The sequence below is a fragment of the Shewanella kaireitica genome, from assembly GCF_023284045.1.
Taxonomy (GTDB): Bacteria; Pseudomonadota; Gammaproteobacteria; order Enterobacterales; family Shewanellaceae; genus Shewanella; species Shewanella kaireitica.
Window position 1 is genome coordinate 33,762 of record NZ_JAKIKQ010000021.1, and the last position, 25,428, is coordinate 59,189.

The 25,428-nt window shown below is 43.7% G+C and carries 24 protein-coding genes; 16 read left to right on the forward strand and 8 right to left on the reverse strand.

Going from position 1 to position 25,428, the window contains the following annotated elements:
• Window positions 1-3: 3 nt before the first annotated feature.
• A complete protein-coding gene (gene recQ, locus L2730_RS19320) occupies window positions 4-1,827 on the reverse strand; it encodes a DNA helicase RecQ (protein ID WP_248976084.1) in 1,824 nt (607 codons plus the stop codon).
• Window positions 1,828-2,000: 173 nt separating this feature from the next.
• Between recQ and L2730_RS19325 the strand changes: the two genes are divergently transcribed.
• Both L2730_RS19325 and rarD read left to right on the forward strand, forming a co-directional pair.
• Window positions 2,001-2,465 (forward strand): thioesterase family protein, encoded by a 465-nt coding sequence (locus L2730_RS19325; protein WP_248976085.1) that lies wholly within the window; start codon window positions 2,001-2,003, stop codon window positions 2,463-2,465.
• 195 nt (window positions 2,466-2,660) lie between these two features.
• Window positions 2,661-3,548 carry an EamA family transporter RarD gene (gene rarD / locus L2730_RS19330; RefSeq protein ID WP_248976086.1) on the forward strand — a complete coding sequence of 296 codons (888 nt, stop codon included), beginning with the start codon at window positions 2,661-2,663 and terminating at the stop codon, window positions 3,546-3,548.
• Window positions 3,549-3,619: 71 nt separating this feature from the next.
• Here rarD and L2730_RS19335 read toward each other — a convergent pair whose 3' ends face one another.
• The 5 genes from L2730_RS19335 to radC all read right to left on the reverse strand — a co-directional run bounded on the left by L2730_RS19335 (window position 3,620) and on the right by radC (window position 7,205).
• Window positions 3,620-4,141, reverse strand: coding sequence for a PH domain-containing protein (locus tag L2730_RS19335; protein WP_248976087.1), 522 nt, complete (start codon window positions 4,139-4,141; stop codon window positions 3,620-3,622).
• Between the two features lie 77 nt (window positions 4,142-4,218).
• Entirely contained in the window at window positions 4,219-5,538 is a 1,320-nt protein-coding gene (gene argA / locus L2730_RS19340) for an amino-acid N-acetyltransferase (RefSeq protein WP_248976088.1), read from the reverse strand.
• A 444-nt stretch (window positions 5,539-5,982) separates the two neighbouring features.
• Window positions 5,983-6,156: a 50S ribosomal protein L33 gene (gene rpmG / locus L2730_RS19345; RefSeq protein ID WP_011494790.1), complete on the reverse strand. Its 174-nt coding sequence runs from the start codon at window positions 6,154-6,156 to the stop codon at window positions 5,983-5,985.
• A gap of 6 nt (window positions 6,157-6,162) precedes the next feature.
• A complete protein-coding gene (gene rpmB, locus L2730_RS19350; RefSeq protein WP_020912316.1) occupies window positions 6,163-6,399 on the reverse strand; it encodes a 50S ribosomal protein L28 in 237 nt (78 codons plus the stop codon).
• A gap of 128 nt (window positions 6,400-6,527) precedes the next feature.
• The gene (radC, locus tag L2730_RS19355) at window positions 6,528-7,205 is read right to left on the reverse strand and encodes a RadC family protein (protein ID WP_248976089.1); all 678 of its coding nucleotides are present in this window, start codon (window positions 7,203-7,205) and stop codon (window positions 6,528-6,530) included.
• 151 nt (window positions 7,206-7,356) lie between these two features.
• On the opposite strand from radC, the gene coaBC reads away from it, so the two are divergent.
• The 5 genes from coaBC to folE all read left to right on the forward strand — a co-directional run bounded on the left by coaBC (window position 7,357) and on the right by folE (window position 12,691).
• The gene (gene coaBC / locus L2730_RS19360; RefSeq protein WP_248976090.1) at window positions 7,357-8,553 is read left to right on the forward strand and encodes a bifunctional phosphopantothenoylcysteine decarboxylase/phosphopantothenate--cysteine ligase CoaBC; all 1,197 of its coding nucleotides are present in this window, start codon (window positions 7,357-7,359) and stop codon (window positions 8,551-8,553) included.
• The gene (gene dut / locus L2730_RS19365; RefSeq protein WP_248976091.1) at window positions 8,550-9,008 is read left to right on the forward strand and encodes a dUTP diphosphatase; all 459 of its coding nucleotides are present in this window, start codon (window positions 8,550-8,552) and stop codon (window positions 9,006-9,008) included. The genes coaBC and dut overlap by 4 nt, the downstream gene beginning before the upstream one ends.
• A 96-nt stretch (window positions 9,009-9,104) precedes the next feature.
• The gene (gene slmA, locus L2730_RS19370; protein ID WP_020912312.1) at window positions 9,105-9,698 is read left to right on the forward strand and encodes a nucleoid occlusion factor SlmA; all 594 of its coding nucleotides are present in this window, start codon (window positions 9,105-9,107) and stop codon (window positions 9,696-9,698) included.
• 149 nt (window positions 9,699-9,847) lie between these two features.
• Entirely contained in the window at window positions 9,848-11,812 is a 1,965-nt protein-coding gene (locus L2730_RS19375) for an alpha/beta hydrolase family protein (RefSeq protein WP_248976092.1), read from the forward strand.
• A gap of 219 nt (window positions 11,813-12,031) precedes the next feature.
• Complete coding sequence (folE, locus tag L2730_RS19380; RefSeq protein ID WP_248976093.1) at window positions 12,032-12,691, forward strand: GTP cyclohydrolase I FolE; 660 nt, start codon at window positions 12,032-12,034, stop codon at window positions 12,689-12,691.
• 120 nt (window positions 12,692-12,811) lie between these two features.
• Here folE and pyrE read toward each other — a convergent pair whose 3' ends face one another.
• Both pyrE and rph read right to left on the reverse strand, forming a co-directional pair.
• Window positions 12,812-13,453, reverse strand: a complete 642-nt coding sequence (gene pyrE / locus L2730_RS19385) for an orotate phosphoribosyltransferase (protein ID WP_220738235.1) — start codon at window positions 13,451-13,453, stop codon at window positions 12,812-12,814.
• Window positions 13,454-13,569: 116 nt separating this feature from the next.
• On the reverse strand, window positions 13,570-14,283 hold the full coding sequence (gene rph, locus L2730_RS19390; protein WP_248976094.1) for a ribonuclease PH: 714 nt from the start codon (window positions 14,281-14,283) through the stop codon (window positions 13,570-13,572).
• Window positions 14,284-14,474: 191 nt separating this feature from the next.
• Between rph and L2730_RS19395 the strand changes: the two genes are divergently transcribed.
• The 9 genes from L2730_RS19395 (at window position 14,475) to fic (ending at window position 25,418) form a co-directional block, all read left to right on the forward strand.
• Window positions 14,475-15,338 (forward strand): YicC/YloC family endoribonuclease, encoded by an 864-nt coding sequence (locus L2730_RS19395; RefSeq protein WP_044555825.1) that lies wholly within the window; start codon window positions 14,475-14,477, stop codon window positions 15,336-15,338.
• 193 nt (window positions 15,339-15,531) lie between these two features.
• On the forward strand, window positions 15,532-16,794 hold the full coding sequence (locus L2730_RS19400) for a tyrosine-type recombinase/integrase (protein WP_248976095.1): 1,263 nt from the start codon (window positions 15,532-15,534) through the stop codon (window positions 16,792-16,794).
• Between the two features lie 29 nt (window positions 16,795-16,823).
• Entirely contained in the window at window positions 16,824-17,636 is an 813-nt protein-coding gene (locus L2730_RS19405; protein WP_248976096.1) for a hypothetical protein, read from the forward strand.
• A 94-nt stretch (window positions 17,637-17,730) separates the two neighbouring features.
• Window positions 17,731-17,958, forward strand: a complete 228-nt coding sequence (locus tag L2730_RS19410; RefSeq protein ID WP_248976097.1) for a helix-turn-helix transcriptional regulator — start codon at window positions 17,731-17,733, stop codon at window positions 17,956-17,958.
• Between the two features lie 38 nt (window positions 17,959-17,996).
• The gene (locus L2730_RS22105; protein ID WP_428848475.1) at window positions 17,997-18,176 is read left to right on the forward strand and encodes a helix-turn-helix transcriptional regulator; all 180 of its coding nucleotides are present in this window, start codon (window positions 17,997-17,999) and stop codon (window positions 18,174-18,176) included.
• Between the two features lie 219 nt (window positions 18,177-18,395).
• Entirely contained in the window at window positions 18,396-19,307 is a 912-nt protein-coding gene (locus L2730_RS19415) for a YagK/YfjJ domain-containing protein (protein ID WP_248976098.1), read from the forward strand.
• Between the two features lie 259 nt (window positions 19,308-19,566).
• On the forward strand, window positions 19,567-20,217 hold the full coding sequence (locus L2730_RS19420; protein WP_248976099.1) for an HGGxSTG domain-containing protein: 651 nt from the start codon (window positions 19,567-19,569) through the stop codon (window positions 20,215-20,217).
• A gap of 239 nt (window positions 20,218-20,456) precedes the next feature.
• A complete protein-coding gene (gene hsdR / locus L2730_RS19425) occupies window positions 20,457-24,017 on the forward strand; it encodes a type I restriction-modification system endonuclease (RefSeq protein WP_248976100.1) in 3,561 nt (1,186 codons plus the stop codon).
• 261 nt (window positions 24,018-24,278) lie between these two features.
• Complete coding sequence (gene fic / locus L2730_RS19430; RefSeq protein ID WP_248976101.1) at window positions 24,279-25,418, forward strand: protein adenylyltransferase Fic; 1,140 nt, start codon at window positions 24,279-24,281, stop codon at window positions 25,416-25,418.
• The last annotated feature ends 10 nt before the right edge of the window (window positions 25,419-25,428 follow it).

The window sequence follows — 25,428 nt, forward strand, 5'->3', positions numbered from 1 at the left end:
CTGTTAACTTTCCGCTAAGTAGTTTTCAATTTCATCTAAAAATTCACCGCCAAAACGCTCCAACTTACGTTCACCAACTCCATTTACAGCTAACAATTCACCGGGGCTTGTTGGTAATATTGCAGCCATTTCAGCCAAGGTTGCATCGTTAAATACTAAGTAGGGTGGTACATCTAGCTCTTCAGCTAGCGTGCGTCTCAGTAACTTCAATCGAGCAAAAAGTTTACGATCATAGTTAAGCGGTGCTTTCGGGTTATGACCTCGGCGCTTGGTAGTTTGAATCACTATTCTTGGCTCAGCGAGCAGTAGTTCCACCTCCCCTTTTAACACCGTACGCGCTGAAGGATTGAGCGTCACCGATGAACCTCGAGTAATATCTTGATTAGCGAGCCCAAGATGAATCAACTGCCTAATGACACTCAGCCAATGCTCATGACTTTTCTCTTTGCCAATGCCCCACGTTGAAAGCTTATTATGCCCTCTATCCATCACATTAGCGGCTTTTGAACCTCGTAGCACCTCGATGAGGTGGTTAACACCAAAGCGCTGTCCAAGCCGGTAGATACACGACAGCACCTTTTGCGCATCTTGAATGCCATTATATTTCTTAGGCGGGTCTAAACAGATATCACAGTTACCGCATGGTTCTAGCGCACTTTCGTCAAAATAGTGCAGCAACACTTGGCGACGGCAGGTTTGCGCCTCAGCAAATGCAGCCATGGTGTTGAGTTTATGGAACTCAACTTGCTGCTGTGGCCCTGGCTCTGATTGTTCAATAAGGTGTCTGACTCTGCCAATGTCAGCAGGGTCAAACAACATCAAAGCTTCTGAATCCAAACCATCACGGCCTGCTCGTCCGGTTTCTTGGTAGTAGGCTTCGACACTTTTTGGGATATCATAGTGCACCACATAACGCACATTTGATTTGTTGATCCCCATACCAAAAGCGACCGTGGCCACTACAATATCCAGTTGATCTTTTAAGAACCGATCTTGAACATCAGCCCGCTCCTCTTGGGTTTTACCTGCATGGTACGCCTCGGCTTGATGCCCTTGCATACGCAGACGATCAGCCACCTCATCAACTCGGCGACGGCTACTGCAATAAACAATGCCGCTATTACCATTTTGCGCATCAATAAACTGCCGCAATTGATTTGCAGCATTTAGCTTTTCTGCGACGGTATAGCGAATATTGGGTCTATCGAAGCTGGTTAGTAGCGAAAATGGTTCAATGGTTAACCGCTCGCAGATATCGACGCGCGTCGCATTATCCGCCGTTGCTGTTAACGCCATAATCGGCACCTGAGGAAATTGCTGACGTAAACGCCCAAGCGCAGCATATTCGGGTCTAAAATCATGACCCCACTGTGAAATACAGTGCGCTTCATCAATGGCAAATAGCGAGATATTCAACTCGTGTAAACGATCGATAAAGCTGGCTTGCAACAACCTTTCTGGCGAAACGTACAGCAACTTTAGTTCGCCATAGCGCATCTGCTGCAAAATTTTTAGGCTCTCTTCTCTTGGTTGAGAAGAGTTAAGGTAAGCGGCTGGGACACCCGTCTGAATAAGACTATCGACCTGATCTTTCATTAGCGAGATCAGCGGTGAAACCACAACCGTTAAGCCTGGTAACTGTAACGCAGGCAACTGGTAACACAGGCTTTTACCACCGCCGGTCGGCATGATCACCAAGCAATCTTGGCCAGCACAGATCTGTTCGATTACTTCACGCTGACCATCCCTAAACGTGCGATAACCAAATACCGACTGAAGGCTTGCTGATAATTGATCGACCGGATGTTCTAGTGCCGCCTGATCCATAGTGAACCTGTGTTAATCATAAGGCCGACCATTCTAATCGAGCGAACCTCTCTTGTCTCTCTTCAAACGATTTATCGACCAAAATTTAAACTTGCAACACAGACTCCATTAGCGATAGATTAAATGCTCTAATACGAAGCAATTGATCTGACAAGGAACGCGCAGGGAGCCGTATGAGCAATATTATTCAGCAAGAAACATTACGTAGAGTTGCAGAGGTTTTTGACAAGCATGTACCTTTTCATAACTTACTTGGGATGGATATCAAACGTTATGATGTGGACGGCGTAGAAGTTGTCGTAACAATGAAGCCTGAATTAATTGGTAATATCCATCAGCAAATATTGCATGGCGGCGTAACCGCCACCGTCCTAGATGTCGTCGGCGGCCTCACCGCTTTTTCGGGCTTAGTCGCCAGTCGTGATGATTGGAGTCTTGAGGAGCTAGAAAAACGCATTCAGACATTAGGCACTATTGACCTTAGAGTTGATTACTTACGCCCTGGCCGTGGCGAAATTTTTACAGGCACGGGTACGGTGATCCGCGCCGGAAATCGAGTGTCAGTTTCTAGAATGGAGCTTCACAATGAAAAAGGAGATCATATTGCTTTCGGCACAGGGACTTATATGGTGGGTTGATGTAAATTATAGCCACTGGGGCGTCGCCTTTTAGCGGCGTTTTAAACAGCCTGTGAGTTCGAACTTAATTATAACTGGCACGGTTTATTGACTAAACGTCATGACCACCAGAGTAGATAAACAGCGCGGTTAGCTTGAGTCTAAGCTTGGGCAGGATTACAATCAGCGCTTACTTCCTCTTCTTAGTACATTTCAATGCAAGATACTGAACATCGCAAGGGCATAGCGTTTGCCATTTGCGCTTATACCCTGTGGGGCTTTGCGCCACTGTACTTTAAATTACTGACAGATGTATCTGCCGCTGAGATTTTACTGCACCGTGTACTTTGGTCGTTCCTTTTTATGGGATTGCTGATGAGCTTTTTCGGTGGATTTGGCCGTGCCAGACAATTGCTTAAAAAGCCTAAACAGCTGGCGGTACTCTGTATTACCTCCTGTTTAATCGCCGCTAACTGGCTGTTATTCATCTGGGCAGTCAATAACGATCATATGTTAGATGCCAGCCTAGGCTATTTCATCAACCCATTGGTTAACGTGTTCTTGGCCATGCTATTTCTGGGGGAGCGCTTACGTAAACTACAGTGGGCAGCAGTATCTTTAGCGGCTATCGGGGTGTCTATTCAGCTTATTTCATTCGGCTCAATACCACTGGTGTCGCTGGGTTTGGCGGGATCATTTGCCTGTTATGGCTTATTGCGCAAAAAGGTCAACATTGATGCGAAAACCGGCCTATTAGTAGAAACCGCTATCTTAATGCCTGTCGCATTATTCTACCTGCTTAGCAATATCGGTGACTCGCTGACGCACCTTATGAGTAACGATATGCATCTAAACGGATTGTTACTCGCAGCAGGCATCATCACCACAGTGCCGTTATTGTGTTTTGCCGCTGCAGCAGTAAGGATCCCATTTACTATGTTGGGCTTTTTCCAGTATATCGGCCCCAGTATCATGTTCATTCTTGCAATAAGCTTGTTTAATGAACCTTTCGATATGGAAAAAGGCATTACTTTTGGCTTTATTTGGGCTGCATTAGCACTGTTTACCGCTGATATGTTTTATAAGCGCAAACAGAAAAAGTAACCCTTTAACATGCAAAAAAGCGAGCCTAGTCGGTTCGCTTTTTATGATTGAGCTTAAACCCTATGTCGCTATTACTTAAAATGGCTTAGCAGTGTATCGGGTTGCTCAAGGCTCAATAGTATCGGGTAACCTTGCACTGTCGGAAGCAGCACCACATGATCAGTTTCAGTGACTGCAACAAAAGCTTTCGACTGACCAACTAAACTGAACCATCCTAATTGAAATCCGGGCATACCCACGCCATTAACCCGCAGATCAGGTTTAAATGCAGTATCAGCTCCAACAGACCAATTTAATTGACGTATTCTAGCTACATCTACCTCTTCTATCGGTAGACTAAACCGATAAAATGGCACATCGACAGTAACCGAATCCGGCGTCACAATCAGTTTTGCGTCATTAACTTTATAGAACATCCAACTGAATGCTATGAACATCGGCATTAATACCGCAGCAATAACAACCTTACTGGTTTGCGGCAGCGCTTTATAATATATATAAATCCCTATTCCAATTAGGCCGATGAGTAAGGCAATAAAGCTCAACGTACCGGTTGAGCCTAGAGGAGTAAGTGCAAAACTTTGAGTCATCATCTAGTCCTGTCAATAAGGTAACCTTATCTTTGACTAGATGACATATTATGTCAAGCCGAGTCTTTTAGGATGTTCGTTTATAGATCCAACGCTAAAATCTTCGACTTACGTTGGTAGTTGTAGAGCTGTTTCTTCTTTCCTGGTAACTCATCAACTTCAACAATATTAAAACCATGCTCTAAGAACCAGTGAATACTCCGCGTTGTCAGCGCAAATAATCTTGAATAACCTCTCACCCGCGCTTGGCTAATAATATTTTGCAGCAGCAAACTGCCCCTATCTGCATCTCGATATTCGGGGTGGACCACTAAACAGGCAAACTCACCAGCATTATCCTCTTCAAACGGATAAAATGCCGCACAACCAATCACTAAACTGTCGCGCTCAATCAGCATAAACTGCTCAATTTCGACCTCTAACTGCTCTCTTGAACGGCGCACCAGTATGCCTTTTTCCTCCAGTGGACGGATAAGGTCGAGTATGCCACCGATATCCCGAATAGAAGCACGACGCAGACGTTCGGCACTTTCTGTCACAATTTGGGTACCGATACCATCACGGGAGAAAAGCTCTTGCAGTAGAGCACCATCATCTAGATAGCTAACAAAGTGGCAACGGCTTACGCCATTTCTACAAGCATCGATACTGGCTTGCAAAAATGCTTTTGTACTTAAACAAAGTGGCGCTTGTTCAGGTAAGTTATTAAGAATGGCTTGAGCATCTGTAGGCATCAGCTCAGCAAGCACTTCACCACCTTCATCCATAATCCCTTTATGGGCGCTAAAGCCAATCATCTTATCGGCCTTGAGTTTTACCGCAATTTGGGTTGCAACCTCTTCAGCCGTTAGGTTAAAGCTTTCACCCGTTACTGATGCAGCCACAGGGCCCAACAATACAATGCCACCATTATCCAGTTGACGCTTTAAGCCTTGGCTATCTATACGCCTTACTCTGCCGCTGAGACTGTAATCAACCCCGTCTTCTACCCCCAAAGGCTGTGCAATTACAAAGTTACCGCTAACTACATTAATCTGTGCCCCTTGCATAGGCGTGTTGCTCAAACTCATCGACAACCGTGCCGTAATATCAAGCTGTAATGCACCTACGACCTGCTTAATGACTTTAAAGGTCTCTTCTTCGGTAATCCTCACACCATTGTAATATTCAGGGGTTAGGCTTTGTTGTGCTAACGCTTCATCAATCTGCGGGCGAGCGCCGTGCACTAGGACGATTTTAATTCCTAGGCTATGCAATAACGCTATATCGTTAATAATGGCTTTAAACTGCGGCTGAGCAAGCGCTTCACCGCCAAGCATAACCACAAAGGTTTTACCTCTGTGGGCGTTAACATAGGAGGCTGAATGACGAAAACCATCGACGAGTTCTGTAGTACGCACGCTAAATCCACCTTATAAGTCTAAATAGACAGTCGCAATAATCTAGTTCATTGATAACACCCATCATAATATTGCATTTTAATTCAATTAAAAAGCATTTATTTCCACCAATTAAAGCAACATATATCGCAACAAAGCTATTAAACACAAAAGGTTTACCTTTAAAGTGCTGAATTCAAGAAAGTGAATAGTGTTGCAAGCTGTATCATGATGGCGGTGACATTGAGCGATATCGTAAACTCTGAAATGGTTGAGACTCTTAATTGAAACAGTGGGATGAAAATGAGGGTGAATAATGGCTATCAGGCCAATAGCTGAAATTAGATAGTTACAGCCACTAAGATCATGATTTAATTGTTCTGCAGGAGTTTGGCGTCGTGGTAAATTTAAGCCAAAAAAAAGCCTCTATAAATAGAGGCTTTTGAAGATGCTTTAAACAAGTAATTACTTGATTTTAGCTTCTTTGTACATAACGTGCTGACGGATAACAGGATCAAATTTCTTGATTTCCATCTTTTCAGGCATGTTACGCTTGTTCTTTTCAGTCGTGTAGAAGTGACCAGTTTTAGCGCTAGATACTAGCTTGATCTTCTCACGATTACCTTTAGATTTAGCCATGGTTTATTATACCTTCTCGCCGCGGGCACGAAGTTCAGCAACAACAACTTCAATACCTTTCTTATCGATGATACGCATACCTTTAGTAGAGATACGTAGCTTAACGAAACGCTTTTCAGTTTCTAACCAGAATCTGTGATTCTGTAGGTTAGGTAAAAAACGACGACGCGTAGCATTCTTCGCGTGCGAACGGTTGTTACCAACCATTGGTTTCTTGCCAGTTACTTGGCATACTCTTGACATGTCAAACTTCTCCAAAACAATATATATAACGCTCGAGCATTAATGTACCTCGAACACGGCCGTCGCCTGAGGCACACAACAGAGGGCGCATTTTATACAGGATCTAAAATCAAAGATCAAGGGTTAGATTAATCTATCCACCCTCGTTCAGCGAAAGAAACTATCTCTCGATCGCCTACAACCATATGGTCCAGCAAGGAAACATCGATGGTTTGTAGTGCTTGTTTCAATCGCTCAGTAATTCGTCTATCGGCTGTACTTGGCTCTGCAATTCCAGAGGGATGATTGTGACACACGATCACAGCCGCAGCCTTTTTCTCAAGCACCAAGCTCACCACATCTCGTGGGTAAACCGACGCTGAGTTAATGGTACCCCTGAATAATTCAACGAATTGAATCACCCGATGCTGGCTATCAAGTAGTAAAATAGCAAACACTTCGTAGGCACGATCTCCCAATTGTCTCATTAAATAGTCTCGAGTTAAATCAGGATCCGATAAAATTTTGCCTCTTTTTAGATTTTCTTTCGAAATTCGCTTGCCAATCTCTACCGCAGCTTGCAATTGAGCAAACTTAACCGGGCCTATTCCGTCTAGCCGGCACACTTGTGCTTGAGAGGCTGTCAGCAAGCTTCTAAGCCCACCAAACTCCGTTATCATCATACGAGCAAGCTCTACGGCACTTAATCCCTTTAAACCAACTCTGAGCAATACAGCAAGTAATTCTGCATCCGACAGATGCTCTGCACCATTAAGTAGTAGTTTTTCTCTTGGTCCTTCACCCTGCGGCCAATCTTTAATTCCCACAATAACCTCCTTGTCATTATTTCTAGTTGAGTATGGTCGACAATTTACTAACTTGTTCATCAACTCAATTCGGAGTGTGATATCTTAGGCCGCAACGTCGACTGCACGGACAGTATTTAAATCCGTCAAAATGATTATGGAAAGAGTAGCTATGGGTTTGAAAAACAAGAAAGTACTTTTAGGAATTGGCGGTGGTATTGCAGCCTATAAATCTGCTGACTTAGTTCGCAAACTAAAAGATCGCGGCGCAGATGTTAGAGTGGTAATGAGCCAGAGCGCGCAGGAATTTATTACCCCACTCACCCTGCAAGCATTATCTGGCTATCCAGTCTCGACCGATCTTCTTGACCCAAGCGCTGAAGCATCCATGGGCCATATTGAATTAGCTCGTTGGGCAGACTTAGTGATTGTGGCGCCAGCCACAGCGAATTTAATTGCGCGCATCAGTAGCGGCATGGCTGATGAACTCATCACCACCACTTGCCTAGCCACCGAAGCGCCTATCGTGCTTTGCCCTGCAATGAACCAGCAGATGTATCGCAATGCCGCAACCCAAGCCAATTTAGTCACCGTCGCTCAGCGTGGCATAGCGATTTGGGGCCCAGATTCAGGCTCTCAAGCCTGCGGAGAAGTTGGTCCCGGTAGAATGTTAGAGCCAGTGGCTATCGCTGAAAAAGCCGAACAGTTCTTTGGCCCTAAATTATTAGCTGGCATCTCTTTACTGTTAACAGCAGGGCCTACACGCGAAGCGATCGACCCAGTTAGGTACATCTCTAACCATAGCTCAGGCAAAATGGGCTTCTCTCTAGCGAGTGCCGCAGCAGCAATGGGCGCTAAAGTTACGCTAGTTGCGGGCCCCGTTAATCTAGCAACACCAGCGAATGTCGGCCGTATCGATGTTGAATCGGCACAAGAGATGCTTGATGCCGTGCTGCCAGAAGTGGAAAAAAACCAAATTTTTATCGGTTGTGCCGCAGTAGCTGATTATCGAATTGCGGATGTGGCCGAGAGTAAGATCAAAAAATCAGCTGAGCAGATGCAGCTTGCGCTAGTGCGAAATCCTGATATCTTAGCCAGCGTTGCCAGCCATCCAAAACGTCCGTTTACGGTTGGTTTTGCAGCAGAAACCAATAATGTTGAGCAATACGCAAAAGGTAAACTTGAGCGCAAAAAACTTGATATGATTGCCGCCAATGATGTGTCGAATAGCAGCATTGGTTTTAATAGCGACGATAACGCGCTTAGCGTCTTTTGGCATGATGGTGTAACCCACCTCCCCGCTGTCGACAAGCAAACTCTGGCCAAGCAATTACTGACCCTAATCGCAGAAAAAGTAAAAAATAAATGAAAACACCGATCGAACTAAAAATTCTCGACTCGCGCATTGGTACACAGTTTCCGTTACCCGCCTACGCGACTCCAGGTAGTGCAGGTATGGATCTACGTGCAATCACTGATACTGCGCTCACCATACGACCAGGTGAAACCGTACTCATTCCAACCGGTATTGCTGTACACGTCGCGGATCCGAGCTTGGCAGCTATTATTCTGCCTCGTTCAGGCTTAGGCCATAAGCACGGTATCGTACTCGGTAACTTAGTTGGATTGATTGATTCTGATTACCAAGGTCCGCTAATGGTCTCTTGCTGGAATCGCGGCAGTGAGCCATTCACCATAGAGATCGGTGACCGCCTCGCGCAATTAGTATTTGTTCCTGTTGTGCAGGCAGAGTTTAAGCTTGTTGATGAGTTTGATAGCTCAGATCGCGGTGCAGGCGGCTTTGGCCATTCAGGCACAAAATAATAACCACATTTAAGCACATCACTACATTTTATGGACAGCACGGAGCGTTGTTTCCTTGCCGTCTCGCTCAGTAGTAATCGAGTGAAGGACTGATAAATGGCTGCAAGCCCAAAGATTAATCGCCGCGAACACATTCTACAGTGTTTAGCGACCATGTTAGAGACAAGCCCAGGACAACGTATCACTACTGCCAAATTAGCAGCGGAAGTCGGTGTGTCAGAGGCGGCGCTTTATCGCCACTTTCCGAGCAAAGCGCGGATGTTTGAAGGCCTGATTGAGTTTATCGAAGAGTCATTACTGTCTCGCATCAATCTCATCATGGATGAAGAGAAAGACACCATGAAACGCTGTCAGCAATTACTGCAACTACTGTTGGTTTTTGCCGAACGTAATCCAGGGATTTCACGGGTGCTCAATGGTGATGCGTTGTTGGGTGAAAACGAACGTTTACGCAGCCGAATTAGCCAGCTTTTCTCAAAGATAGAAACTCATCTGAAGCAGATTTTACGCGAGAAGAGTCTGCGCGAAGGGCAAGCCTTTAGCATTGATGAAGCTGTACTAGCCAACCTACTAATGGCGATTGCCGAGGGACGAATTGCCCAATTTGTCCGCAGCGAATTTAAGCTAAAACCGACTAAGCACTTTAACGAACAGTGGACATTCGTGCAGCAGCAATTACTGCAGAGCTAAAAGCTAAATATCATAAAAAAAGGCAGCAGAGCAAACATGCTGCCTAATTGTACAAAACTGTTGCCCCCCCACTACTTTTGGTTTACTTTCCTCGTGTCTAATTATTGCAAATATCTATAAAAGCTAATATTTTTTCACAAGGAAGTTGTATGAAACTCATTAAAACCATTGGCCTAGTATGCCTAGCTTGGCTAAGTTGCTACGCATCAGCAAAAACCAACGATGCAGCCAATTTATTCAGCCGTTCGGCTGAGTTCTCGCAAGTCAAAATATCTCCAGCAGGAGATTATCTAAGCGTGATTACCAAAAAAGATGGTAAAGCCATGCTACTTATCCTAAAAGCTGCAGATAGATCCCTAGTTCACGCCATTTTCTTTAAGGGTAATGCACAAGTCGGCCATTACGAATGGGTCAATGATGAACGGTTGGTGATGCAAAAAGAATATTTAAAAGGCTGGAGCGACCACCCGCTCTATTACGGCGAATTAATGGCAGTCAACGCCGACGGTTCTAAAGCAACTTACCTATTTGGTTACCAAGGAGGTGAACAGCAAACCGGCTCAAACCTGAAGAAAAACACCCCAATTCGCGCAACAGCCTATATCCTAGATCCACTACCAGAAGATGATCGTTATATGCTCGTTCAAGCGCTTCCTTGGGGGAGTGGCGGTAGTAATATGGCTGAGAATACTCAAAAAGTTTATCGCGTCGACGTATATAAAGGTCGACGCAAAAAAGTCGCAACTGCGCCCATCACCTACCCGAATTTCTTAACCGATCATGATGGCAACGTACGCTTTGTCAGTGGCACTCGAGATTACGTCAATTCAAAATTATATTACCGAAATGACGGTAATTGGACAGATACTGATAAGTTAAATCTTGGCTTAGACGCCATAAAGCCAATTGCATTTAGCGATGACAAAGACAGCTTATATGTCACCGCAAGCGAAGCTGGTAAACCAGCTGGCGTGTACTTAGTGAATATCAAAACCGGCGATAAAAAGCTCGTCAGCCAAGATAAAGTGGTAGATCCAAGCAATGTATGGATTAATGCTATCAGCAAAAAGCTCTACGCTATTGAATATGAAAATGGTTACCCAACTTATGAGTTTGTCGATTCAAAAGACCCCTCAGCCAAAATCATTAAGCAACTTTTAGCGGCTCTACCGGGGCACCAAATCCATTTAGTTAGCCAAACAACCAGTGCTGATAAAATCATAATTAAAGCCTTCAATGACCGTAATCCCGGCGACTACTACCTGTTCAATACCAAGGCAAAAAAACTAGAGTATCTGGTATCACAAAAGAAATGGCTAGATCCTGACCAAATGGCCGAAATCAAACCGATTAAGTTTACCAGCAGAGATGGCGTAACAATACATGGCTACATAACCTTACCTCATGGTGTTGAAGCCAAAAACCTACCACTAGTCGTCAACCCTCATGGTGGACCTCACGGCCCAAGAGACCGATGGGGCTTTGACCCACAAAACCAAATGATCGCCAGCCAAGGCGCGGCTGTATTGCAAGTCAATTTCCGCGGTTCAGGCGGCTACGGTAACAGCTTTGAGAATGCAGGCCATAAAAAGTGGGGCACAAATATTCAGTACGATATTATTGATGCCACTAAGTATGTTATCGAGCAGGGCATGGTGGATAAAGACCGAATCTGTATTGTGGGTGGCAGCTTCGGAGGCTACTCCGCAATTCAAAGCTCAGCGATAGAACCAGATCTGTTTAAATGTGCTATAGGTTTCGCCGGGGTTTACGATCTGCAGCTCATGTTCGATGAAGGCGATGTACAAGGACGTCGTGCAGGTAAGCGCTACCTCAAAGAGGTGCTAGGTGAAAATGAAAGCATACTGCGTTCGATGTCACCAACCCACAATGTCGATAAGCTCAAGGCCAACATCATGCTAGTTCATGGCGGTGAAGATGAAAGAGCACCTATCGAGCAGTTCGAAGCACTCGAAGATGCCTTAAATGAGCACAAGTACCCGTTTAAGAAACTGGTTATGGATGATGAAGGACACGGCTTTTATGACGATGCGCATAAAGCCAAATACTACGACGAAATGCTGGGCTTCTTGAAAACCAATCTAAAATTGTAATGCTGCAAATAGAAAAACCGACTAATTTAGTCGGTTTTTCTTATCCCCAATGCGTTTTTCGGTGTATATTTACAGCAAATCGCTGTATCCTCCGTGCTTCTTAGCGCCAAGGCAACGCGTTAATGCTCTATTATTACTGTTCAGCGATACCAGTCAAAATATGTGTCGCCACTTAAGAACACTGAGACAGTACCACTACCCGTTACAGTGGAGGACCTTATGACATCAAAAGAAGCTATCCTCAGTGAATCAGCACAACTGGTTCAAACCGCTCTGCTTGAGCGTGGGCTTGAAACTCCAATGCTGCCCAGCGAGTTCACTCGCGAAGAGCGTAAAGAAAAAATAGAACATCATATGCGCGAGATCTTGACCTTAATGTCACTCGATCTGCGCGATGATAGTTTGGAAGAAACTCCACGCCGCATTGCAAAAATGTACGTTGATGAGATTTTTTCAGGTCTCGATTACGCCAATTTCCCAAAGATTACCGTCATTGAGAACAAAATGGGTTTCGATGAGATGGTTAAAGTTAATGACATTAGTCTAACTAGCACTTGTGAGCACCACTTGGTGACTATCGATGGTTTAGCACGGGTTGCTTACTTGCCACGTAAGAATATCATCGGTTTATCAAAGATTAACCGTATTGTGCGCTTTTTTGCTCAGCGTCCACAGGTGCAAGAACGTCTAACGCAGCAGGTATTAGTCGCTTTGCAAACTTTACTTGAGACCAAAGATGTAGCTGTAAAAATGGATGCGGTACATTACTGCGTGAAGTCTCGCGGCGTAATGGACTCAACCAGCTCCACCACTACTACAGCCTTGGGTGGGATCTTTAAATCTAATCCGGCGACACGGGCAGAATTTCTGAGTAATTAGCCTAGGTTGATATACCCCGGTAATATCAGAACATAAAAAAACGCTGCATCATCCAATGCAGCGTTTTTGTTATCTTAACTCGAAGTCACCCTATAATGTCCTAGTGACTATGGCCCTCTGTTAAATCCCGTATTGGTCACGGTAAGCACTGACTGAAGCAAGCTCAGTTTCCATACCAGACTTTTCAGACAAGTAGTTGATCAAGTCTTCAAGCTTAATGATAGATACGATGTCACAACCAAAGTCACGCTCTACTTCTTGAATAGCAGACAATTCACCTTTGCCTTTCTCTTGGCGATCAAGTGCAATCAACACCCCAGCAAGCTTAGCATTATGAGCCGCGATAATTTCCATTGATTCACGAATAGCAGTACCAGCTGTGATCACATCATCAACTAGCATCACTCGACCTTGCAACTCGCTACCCACCAAGCTTCCCCCCTCACCGTGATCTTTTTTCTCTTTACGGTTAAAGCAGTAAGGCATATCAATATCGTGGTGATCACACAAGGCAACCGCTGTAGTGGTTGCAATTGGGATCCCTTTATACGCAGGGCCGAACAACAGATCATACTCAATACCTGAATCAACCAATGCAGCCGCATAGAAGCGACCTAAACGCGCTAAATCACGACCAGTATTGAACAAGCCAGCATTAAAGAAGTAAGGGCTAGTGCGGCCTGATTTTAACGTAAATTCGCCAAATCTAAGTACCTGACGCTCAAGGGCAAACTCAATAAACTCACGTTGATAGGCTTTCACAATATCTCCTTAAAATATGTAGGGTAACTCAGTTCTATTTAATCAGTCTTCTATTATAAGCGCTGTCAAAAAGCACTTACAAAAAGGACCCCGTAGGGCCCGAATATCAATACTGCTTAGCTTAACGAAGCTTTTTGAATATCAACGATTTCTCGGATACCATGCTTAGCCAAGTCCAATAAGCTTAGTAGCTCTTCATGGCTGAACGGATCGCCTTCGGCAGTACCTTGGATCTCAATCATTTTACCTGTTTCAGTCATGACAACGTTCATGTCGGTTTCAGCCGCGCTATCTTCGATATACTCTAAATCGCAGATTGGCTCACCTTTATAAATACCAACGCTGACTGCAGCAATCAGGAACTTAAGTGGGTTAGTCTTCAATATACCTTTACCACGAGCCCAGTTCAGTGCGTCAACTAAAGCCACACATGCACCAGTAATAGCAGCAGTACGCGTGCCACCATCAGCTTGAATCACATCACAATCGATCACTATGGTGTTTTCGCCCAGAAGCTTCATATCAACAGCAGCGCGCAATGAGCGACCGATTAAACGCTGGATTTCTTGAGTACGACCTGACTGCTTACCACGAGCAGCTTCACGGTTCATGCGGCTATGTGTCGAACGCGGCAACATGCCATATTCGGCAGTTACCCAACCTTGGCCTTGGCCTTTAAGAAAACGCGGTACACCCTCTTCAAAACTGGCAGTACAAAGGACTTTAGTGTCACCAAACTCAACCAATACCGAACCTTCGGCATGAGCGGTAAATTGGCGGGTAATCGTCACAGGACGAGATTGTGCTGGAGTTCTGTTGCTTGGGCGCATGGTGAATTCCTGTAGTTAAGAGCTAAGGGCTAATTTGGCTGCATATTATAGGGATATGTTAGGCACTATGCTATCTGTAAAATAAAACCATCTTAAATTCTCAACAGTAAATTATGGTGCAATCCTGCACCTCGATGCTAATTGCGTATATAATCACAGCTCACTTAGACGAACTACACTGGAAACCATCCATGATCCAAAGCATGACAGCCTATGCTCGCATTGAGCACAAAGCAGATTGGGGCACAGCCTCTTGGGAAATCCGTTCAGTTAATCAGCGCTACTTAGAAACATACCTGCGCCTTCCGGAACATTTCCGCAGCTTAGAGCCCGTGCTTAGAGATCGTCTACGTAAACGCTTAAACCGTGGTAAAGTTGAAGTTAATCTGCGTTACGACCTTAATGAAGGTGATAGCAGTGAACTGCAATTAAACCAAGAACTGGCTAAGCAGATCATCAACGCTGCGAACTGGGTAAAAGATGAAGCCAAACAGGGTGAACTCAACGTCGTTGACGTACTGCGCTGGCCTGGCGTTATGTCTAGCTCAGAGCAGGATATGGATGCCTTAGGCAAAGATCTACTGAACGCTTTCAACTTAGCCATCGATCAATTTATCGAAGCCCGTGGCCGCGAAGGTGAAGCTATCAATACCATGCTGCAAACTCGCCTTGACCAAATAGTTGATCAAGTCGCAGTTGTGCGTGAACATATGCCAGCCGTTATGCAGTGGCAACGCGACAAGCTAACTAACCGTCTAGCTGAAATCACTGGCGAACTTGATCCTGCACGTATGGAGCAAGAGATGGTGTTAATGGCGCAGAAGATGGATGTTGCCGAAGAGATGGATAGACTTGATGCACACGTTGCCGAGACTCGTCTAATTTTGAAAAAAGGTGGCGCACAAGGCCGCCGTTTAGACTTTATGATGCAAGAGTTTAACCGTGAATCAAACACCTTGGCCTCTAAATCTATCAGCGCCGAAGTGACTGCCGCTGCGGTAGAGCTTAAAGTACTGATTGAGCAGATGCGCGAGCAGATCCAAAACGTAGAGTAGAGTTTTAACCCCTAACTACAGCTCATTAAAACCCTGTTATAACGCCTGTTATAACAGGGTTTTTTATTTAAACCTTGTTTTTACTTGTTTCAGATTGTTTGCTATTGTTTCAACAAAAGTGGGACTAAAGTGGTGACTAAATACATTGGTCACCACTTTAAGATAATTTAGTCACCAATTTGGACCGAAGCAAATGAACGATAAACAAGTAAAGGCTTTTGTGAAAAGCAAAGAACTAGGACGTAAAGCAGTAGGTGATGGACTCTATATCAGAGTGCAGACTGAAGGTATCGGTTACTGGGAGGTTCGGTACAGCATTAACGGTAAACGCCGTTCTATGATGCTAGAAGGTGGTTGTTATCCTGCTATGCCTTTAGTCGAGGCAAGGGCTGAAGCCGCAAAAATTAAATTATCAGCGAAACAGGGTATAGATTCACTTGCTGAGCGAGAGCGTCAACAAGAAGAGACCATCATTACGGTCAATGACCTTTTCGACGATTGGTATCAAACAACCGCTTCACGCTTAAAGCACCCAGAAATACCAATGCGTATGTACACCAAAGATATTAAGCCGACCATAGGACAACTTCGAGTTGCAGATGTAAATGCACGAGACATAAGAGCTATTATTCATAAGGTAGCGACCAGCAATCGCCCCACCGTTTCTAATAAGACCCTGCTGTGTTGTAAGCAACTATTTAATCATGCCTGTAAACTTGACCTTATCGTTGGTAACCCCGCTACAGCTTTTAAACCTATTGATGCTGGTGGAGTAGAAAAGAGCAGAGACAGAGCATTAAAGGTTTCAGAGCTCGTTAACCTTTTCAAAGTATTAAGAGACAACAACCAAATCTTTACAAGAGACAACTATCTAGCGGTAGCTTTACTATTAACATTAGGTGTCCGTAAAGGGGAACTAATTGCCGCACAGTGGAGTGAATTTGATTTTGACCATCAACTTTGGCACATGCCAAAAGAGCGAAGTAAAACTGGTGTAGCCATTACGATCCCCCTGCCAACACCCGCAATTGACTGGTTTCAAGAGCTTCGTGCAAGAGCCGGTGGCTCTGAGTTTGTGTTTCCATCACGCCGAGCCAGTAAACGTCGTGGTTATATCTCTAGTGATACCCTAAATCACGCGCTAGCAAAGTTATTTGGCAAAAAAGTAGATAGCAACAAAAAGCCCTATGACAACTTACTAGGGCAAGCAAGCATCGAACACTTCACCATCCACGATTTACGTAGAACCTGCCGCAGCTTGTTAGCTGAACTTAAAGTACTTCCTCATATTGCAGAACGCTGCCTCAACCACAAGTTAAAGGGCATTGAAGCAGTCTACAATCAGCATGACTACTTAGAAGAGCGAAGAGAAGCATTGTGCCAATTAGCTGATTTATTAGCCCCTGTAATTAATGATGCTCATAACAATGTAACCCCTTTTAGTAAGCGAGCTTAGGCTACTCCCCCTTCATTTAAAGAGTACAAATGATGTCAAAAAAGCTTGAGAATAAAATAGCGGAAAATTTCGATAAAACTTTTAATTTTGAAAAATTCACTAGCCAAGATCCGCTAAAAATTGAACCTGTTGGGCGTGATTTCCTTAATCAATTTGTAAGCGAATTTCATCGTGTAAACAGCTTTGATATTCCATTACTCGCGCATCACATAGAAAACATTGATGGGGTACCAACACCAACTGAATATCCTACAAATTTTCAAAAAATAAAACAGCAGCTAGCATACATACAATTTTTATATGAAGAGCTAGAGGCGTTTCAAAATAGGCTTGTTAACTATCCTAAATCAGATAGCTGTAAAACAGATGATGTTATTGCCTTCAACCAATCTCATGAGAAAATAGCGCAAGCTAAATTTACACTGGGTCTTCTTGTTGGGGCGCATAATCAAGAGATGAATAGCACCTATTATACCGAATCAGGCATAAAAAAGTTGCAGGCAGAGCAAGTAAAGTCACTTAAGAAATATAATCAAAAATACAACAAAGCACTCGAACTAACACAAATAGTGCTTTCACATTTCTATAATATTGAAAAAAACCGCCCTGTTAAGCCTAATTTAGTAATCGATTACATTGAAATGCTATGCATTCAACAAGGCTTCGAATACCCAAAGGATAGAAAATCTGATTTATTTAAAGATTTTATAAGTACATCTTTAAAAGCAATCACTCCCCATCCAAACTGGAAGGGAGCAACAAAAGATGATTATAAACAGATAGATAAAAAATCATTTAATAAAACATATAAACCTTATGCAAAGCAATTGATTAAAAAATAAGTAGCAGGCCTCACAGAGACCTATCTATTAATCATCCTCAAAACCGCAAAGTCACTCCTGAAACATACAGAGATAACCTTAAACAGGAGTGACCATGAAAATATCAAGTACAACATCACAAACCAAATCACCAGACCGCATCATTCGCGAAGGCGAGCGTAAAAGCATCACTTCTATTTCACGGAGCACTGCTTGGAGGCTTGAACGTAAAGGTCTTTTCCCAAAGCGTCGTCAGTTATACCCACAAAGTAACTTAGTAGGTTGGCTATTATCAGAACTCAATGAATGGGTCGATTCTCGTCAATCTTTAGACTTAAGGTAGTAATCGATATGACTAAAAAGCACATTAATCATCTTGAAATGTACCTCGATGACAATCGATTAATTAAAAGGCCTAAAGTTCTACAGTTGTTAAGTGTGAGCTCATCAACATTAAGAAGGTGGGTCAAATCAGGGAGATTTCCACCACCTATAGATAATGGCGACGCACATTTGAGCTGGCAATTTAAAGATGTCCATCTGTGGTTATCAAATCGATAAATGAAAAGCAGGTTTCGACCTGCTTTTTTTACACATGTAGATGACACACTTTGAAGCACTAACAGCAAGCGAGTAGTCAGTCTGAATGCCCTACATCCCATACCTACTCGACAACTAGGGGATTGAAGGCGATGCAGTACGGCGGATATTAAATAATATACCGCCACCATACCAACCTATTGTCCAATTATAAGAATAATAAAGATGACGATTAAAACCATGAAAAACAATTCCAGCAACCCTATCGCCAAGTCACGCAAGCGGGTGTTCTGTATTAATCAAAACAACTCAAGTTTATTCACTTACAAGGATCACGCTTATCATGTCTTCAAGGCTAAACAGAAAAACCTAAACAAGAACATGGTCAGCACCATTATCTATGATTATGAAATTATGCTTAGCCACTACAAAAGAGTATTCGTGACTAGAATTGAACTGCACCCAAATGCCTACTCGGCAGACAACAAAATTATTAAGCAATTCTTAGCGCAACTAACAACATTTCTCTCTGACGAATACCAAAGCAAGGTTATTTATCACTGTGCCAGAGAGCAAGAAACATCAGAGCGCGAACATTACCACCTTGAACTCATGCTCAGTGCTCATAAAGTTAACTATTCCGATCGAATACTCTCGCTAGTTAAAGCTATGTGGAAGATGCACACCACAGGTACCGTGGCCTATGTCGATAACCCCTTCTGCATTGTATACCGAGGCAACAAAGCCTCACTCAAACATGCTATTTACCGTTCAAGCTATCTCGCCAAAGAACACACCAAAGAGCTCAATGGTAAAACTAAAGGCTTCCTAAGTAATAAGCTACCACCAGCAAAAAACTTTAACCCCACTAATGACTTAATGCTGGTGGACCCAGACATCACATTCGAAAAGAACAAGCGAAAGCAGGTATTTGAGATTGCCCAAGACACAGGCGGTGAGCCAATAGCCAAGACAAGTAAACCATCTAACTATGCTTGGTTTAATACCCTGCCTCACTCTCAGCAACTAAAAGAGTGTATAGCCTCAAGAACCACCAGCTTAAACCATCTGACGGCTTCCTCTTCCGCAATACAGAACAGGCAAACTTATCGATACAAGGATGCATTGGTAAATGAATTGTCTGAGGAGTGATCACTATTAAATTTAATAGTGATCACTCGAGTAGCACCTCATGAACCGAAAAGTGATCACTAATTTTTTGATCACTTGGATCATCAATGATTGAGACATCAAGCACGAGTAAACCGCATGAAACAAGTTACACCGGGGGGTTGTGATAATTGGAGTATTCAAAGCCTTATCCGTTTTTCCAGAATGCAAAACAAAGCCCATGAACCGAAGAAATATTAAAAGGTGATCACTTCAGTGATCACTAAAAATAGGAGTGATAATGGCTAAGTTTAACCTAGAGACCCTAGCTAAATGCGGTGCAAAGACCAGAAGTGGAAAGCCATGCCAACGTTACGGTAATAAGACAAATGGCCGCTGTAAGTTACATGGAGGGCGCTCAACAGGTGCAAAAACAAAGGAAGGTAAGTTAGCCGTTCGAGTTAATGCACTGCTGAATAACTTTATGTGGTTTTGCAATAGCCACTTTTACATGAAGATCAGTAAATCTGACATGGAAAGAGCAATCAAGGCTTATCTAAACCTAGTAGACCTGACCAACCTAAAATATAACGAGCTACAAAACCAAGTTATCGACATTGTCCGTGAGTATCGTGTTGAGCTAGAAACAGCCAAATACTACATAGAAAAATATGAGGGACCTGAAGCCTTCGTCATTATCCAATCAGCTTTAGATCACTACTATAAAGATAACGCCAATGAACACTTACACTTCCATATATACACCCCAATATATCCCACTCCTTTTTATCACCGATTCCATGGTTCAAAAGCCGAAGATGAGCTGTGTACAAAAATGCTGGTTAAGACAATAAGAAAAAAAGGCTGTTTTTACTCAGGTAGGGTCTACCCCAGTCCTATGCGAAAAGAACTCAAGAAGCGGCTTAAGGACTTTAAAGAAAAACACACCTAGCTTCACCAGTACAGCGTTAAGACATGACCAATCACTTAGAAACTCGAATTGATTATATTTACACCTAACGCAGTACCGTCTAAAAGCTTATTGACCCTCTTATTATCAGATAAATATGGTTGTTTTTTGCCTCCTCTTAAAGCAAAGTGGTGTCAGCTTGTGTTTTGATCTGTACGTTACCGTTTTAATTAAGAAAATTGCCCCACTACATTGGACGTTTTAGTTGCAAAGAGGAAGTCATGACAGGACCAAATAACGTTGACGCGACCACCGCAGTAGGTAACTTCGATTTCCTCACAGAACATGACCCCATATTTCTGCAGCTAGCGCAAAGTGCTGAACGCGCTTTCTCTAGTGATCCCAATACCACATTAGTTAAGCTGCGTCAGTTTGCCGAAGCGATAACGCAAGACTTAGCCATGCGTTGCAGTATTGAATTCGATGAGCAAACAAAGCAAGCAGATCTGCTGTTTCGTATCAATCGAGAGCTGCGCCTAGAGTCACAGATCATCAGTCTATTTCACGGGCTACGCAAAGCAGGGAATCAAGCGGTACATAAATTCAAAACTGAGCATAAATCTGCATTAGCAGGCCTCAAAGTTGCCCGTGATATTGCTATTTGGTATCACAAAGCTTTTGGCAGCCTAGGAATAAACTTCAAGCCGACTGCTTTTGTGAAACCAACGGATCCAAGCCATGAACTTGATGCCTTACAAACGCAGATAAAATTACTTGCCTGTCAATTGGTCGAAAACAATGAACAGCTTGAAACTAACCAGCAACTCACCGCTTTACTCGCACGAGAAAAAGAAGAGTTTGCTGTACTTGCAGAACAAATGGATGCAGAAGCAAGATTGCTTGCCGAGCAAGCTAAAACACATGAGCAAGCATTAGCTAAACAACAAGTTGAGTTTGATAAAAAGCTCGCTGTAATACAAAAGCGGCTTGAGCAGCAAACTGAAGACGCGCTAAAGCTTGCTAAAGCTCAACGCAAAGAAGTTTCCAACCTAACGAATAAAGCGACTAAAAACTTCACTTTAAATGAAGAACTAACTCGCGTGCTTATTGATGAACAGCTCATTGATGCTGGCTGGACGGCCGATAGCGAAGAGCTAGATTATCGAAAAGGCACCAGGCCAGAAAAAGGTAAAAACCTCGCTATCGCTGAATGGCCTACCTTGTATCAAGGCGAGAAAGGTCGAGCTGATTATGTTCTTTTTTGTGGGCTAGTCCCTATAGGAGTGGTTGAAGCCAAGAAAGAGAATACCAATGTAGCGGGTAAAATTGGTCAAGCTGAGCGTTATTCAAAAGGCTATAAAATAGTTACCCCTCAGCAAGGTGCGTGGGTCTTGGAAGGTAGAACCGTGGCTTGGGCTGACGAAGCAGAGGGTCACTACCATATACCTTTTGTCTATTCGTGTAACGGCCGCGAGTTTAATAAGCAACTGGCCGAGCTATCAGGGATTTGGTTCCGTGATACACGAAAAAACAGTAATCAAGCCCGTGCATTACAAGCATTTCACTCACCAAATGGCTTACTAGACAGGCTTAAGCGCGATAAAGAACAAGCTGAAAAGTTACTGCAACAAGAAGGCTTTGAATATTTAGGTCTGCGTGATTATCAACAAAAAGCCATTGAGGCAGTTGAAATAGCACTAGAACAAGATAAAACCGAGTGCCTTTTGGCCATGGCTACAGGAACGGGGAAAACGCGAACCATTATCGGCTTGATGTATCGTTTTTTAAAGGCCGAGCGCTTCAATCGAATTTTATTCTTAGTTGATAGAACAGCGCTGGGCGAACAGGCCTGTGACTCATTTGATGAAGCCAAGTTAGAACAAAATAAAACCTTATCATCTATCTATAACATCGCTGAACTTGGGGATATGAAAGCCGAAGCTGAAACCCGTATTCAAGTGGCCACGGTTCAAGCTATGGTGCAGCGTATCTTTATGTCTGATACGCCACCAGCACTCGATGAATTTGACTGTATTATTGTTGATGAAGCTCACCGTGGTTATGCCCTTGACCAACAGATGACAGAAGGTGAGCTCGCTAACCGCGATGCTCGCCAATATCTATCCAGTTATCGAAGAGTCTTGGATTATTTTGATGCAGTGCGTATAGGTTTAACCGCAACCCCTGCCAAACATACTAGCGAGATATTCGGTAAACCTGTTTACACCTACAGTTACCGTGAAGCGGTTGCAGCAGATTGGCTAATTGATCACGAGCCACCCATTCGCTATGAAACCTTACTAACCCAAAATGGCATCAAGTTTGAAAAGGGAGAGAAAGTCTCAGCATTGAACACCCAAACTGGTGAAATAGAAACTGCAGACTTAGAAGATGAACTCAAATTTGATGTGGAATCATTTAACCGCCGCGTGATAACCAAAAACTTTAACCAAGTGATTTGCAAACAACTCGCGACAGAGGACTTAGACCCATTCGGCGAAGAGAAAACCCTAATCTTCTGTGCCACTGACTTACATGCGGACATGGTTAAATCTGCGTTAGATGAAGAGTTTAAAGCCCTTTATGGTGAGCAGTATAACCAAGCTGCGGTAGCCAAAATTACAGGTCAAAGTGATAAAGTCGCGCAACTTATTCGCAAGTATAAAAATGAGACCTACCCGAATATCGCCATCACAGTAGATCTGCTGACAACAGGTATCGATGTGCCCAAGATCGGCCACTTAGTTTTTCTACGTCGAGTAAAATCGCGCATTCTCTACGAACAAATGATGGGCCGCGCAACTAGACGCTGTGATGATATCGGTAAAACCGTGTTCAAAGTGTATGATCCAGTTGATCTTTATAGTGCACTTGAAGAAGTGAATACCATGAAGCCCATCGTTAAAGACCCTAAAATCACCCTAGAACAGCTGGTGGACGAACTCAGTGATGATGCTCACTTAGAGCGAGCTCTCAACACTCCAGGTGAGCAAGCTAGCACGAATGACACCAACAGTAGCCATGCAGATGATGTACTTGATCAGCTCAGCCAAAAAGTCATGCGTATTATGCGTAAAGCCGTTAAAAAAGCAGAAAATAAACCTGAGCTTAAAACCAAGTTAGATCAACTTGAAGGAATATGGGGCGTAGCACCCGACAAACTCCACCAGCATCTACACCAAATAGGCCCTAAACAGGCAGCTCAGTTCTTTAAGCAACACCAAGGCCTGATCAATCAACTCGCCGAAGTCAGGTTTTTAGCTGGCAGTGACAAAATGCCTGTCATATACGAAGGACACGACGAATTTGTTAGCCGCCAGCAGAACTATGGCGTACACGAAAAACCTGCCGATTACCTTGAAAGCTTTAATGATTTCATCAAGAAAAATATTAACTTGTCAGTCGCCTTATCCGTGGTAGTGAATAGACCCAAAGATCTCACCAGAGAGCAACTGATAGAAGTAAAGTTACTGCTTGATAACGCAGGGTACAGCGAAGCAAACTTGCAAAGTGCATGGCGCAAAAACACTAATCAAGATATTGCTGCCAGTATTATCGGCTATATCAGGCAAGCTGCACTTGATGAGGCGCTGGTACCTTTTGAACAGCGAGTACAAAAGGCAATACAGCGTATTTACAGCGAACACACTTGGAACCCAAACCAACGAAAGTGGCTGGACAGGCTTGCCAAGCAATTAGTCCACGAAGCTGTCATAGATACCGCATTCATCAATAAACGCTTTGCTGAACATGGCGGCGCAAAGACCTTAAATACAATGCTAGGCGACCAACTCGATACCATACTCGATGAGCTTAACTTATACCTTTGGCAAGCGGGTTAATACATAGTCACAGGCGGGGGGTCACAGCCAAATGGCCGCACGGACATGTATAGGAACCCGTGTTTTCTATACATATAAACTTAACCAGTATAGATATCGGCACTTTCTATACATGTCGATGCTATCGACATAAATGCTCATCAAACGCAACACATGTCGATTAAATCGGATTTTATAAACATGTTTTCTTTACATGTCGATTGAATCGACATAAGCTCACTGCAATATCTATTTATGTCGATAAAAGAAGGTTTTTTAAACATGAAATGGCAAGCTGCACAAGCATACAACCATTTACCCCCGCTACCGCTAGATAGCGACCTTGGGGAGTTAGCCGAAACCTTACCTATACTCAAAGCCTGTATTCCTGCCCGTGCTGCCCTCGCCGAACTTAAACAAGCGGGTGAGTTACTGCCAAACCAAGGGTTGCTCATCAACTTACTGCCTCTGCTTGAAGCACAAGGCAGTAGTGAGATTGAAAATATTGTCACTACTACCGACAAACTGTTTCAGTACGCCCAAGAGGACAGCCAAGCTGACCCAATGACTAAAGAGGCGCTGCGCTACCGTACCGCCCTTTACCAAGGCTTTACCGAACTAACCAGTAGGCCTTTATGTGTTACGACTGCACTAGAGATCTGCAGTACCATTAAGTCGGTACAGATGGATATACGTAAAGTGCCAGGTACTAGCTTAACCAATCAAGCTACGGGGGAAGTTATCTATACCCCACCAACAGGTGAGACCGTCATTCGCGATCTACTCGGTAACTGGGAAGCCTTTTTACACAACCCAGATGATGTCGACCCACTGATTAAGATGGCGATGGCACATTATCAGTTTGAAGCTATTCACCCATTTATTGATGGTAATGGCCGTACTGGACGTGTACTCAATATTCTTTATCTGATTGACCAACAACTACTTAGCGCTCCTATCTTGTATCTAAGCCGTTATATCGTCGCGAATAAGCAAGATTATTACCGCTTGTTATTGAACGTAACTACTAAGCAGGAGTGGCAACCCTGGATCATCTTTATCCTTAACGCCGTCGAGCAAACCGCTAAGTGGACCACCCATAAGATAGCCGCTGCCCGTGAACTTATCGAACACACCGCAGAGCATGTACGTCAGCAATTACCTAAAATCTACAGCTACGAGCTAGTACAGGTGATATTCGAGCAGCCTTACTGTCGCATTCAAAACCTAGTCGAAAACGACTTAGCTAAGCGTCAAACGGCTTCAGTCTACTTAAAACAGCTCTGTGATATTGGCGTGTTACAAGAAGTCCAATCGGGCAAAGAGAAGCTTTTCGTACACCCTAAATTTGTTGAACTGATGACCCAAGACAGTAATCAGTTCAGCCCTTATTTCGAAAGTACTAATGCGGTGACAAAGTAAGTCACTGCAT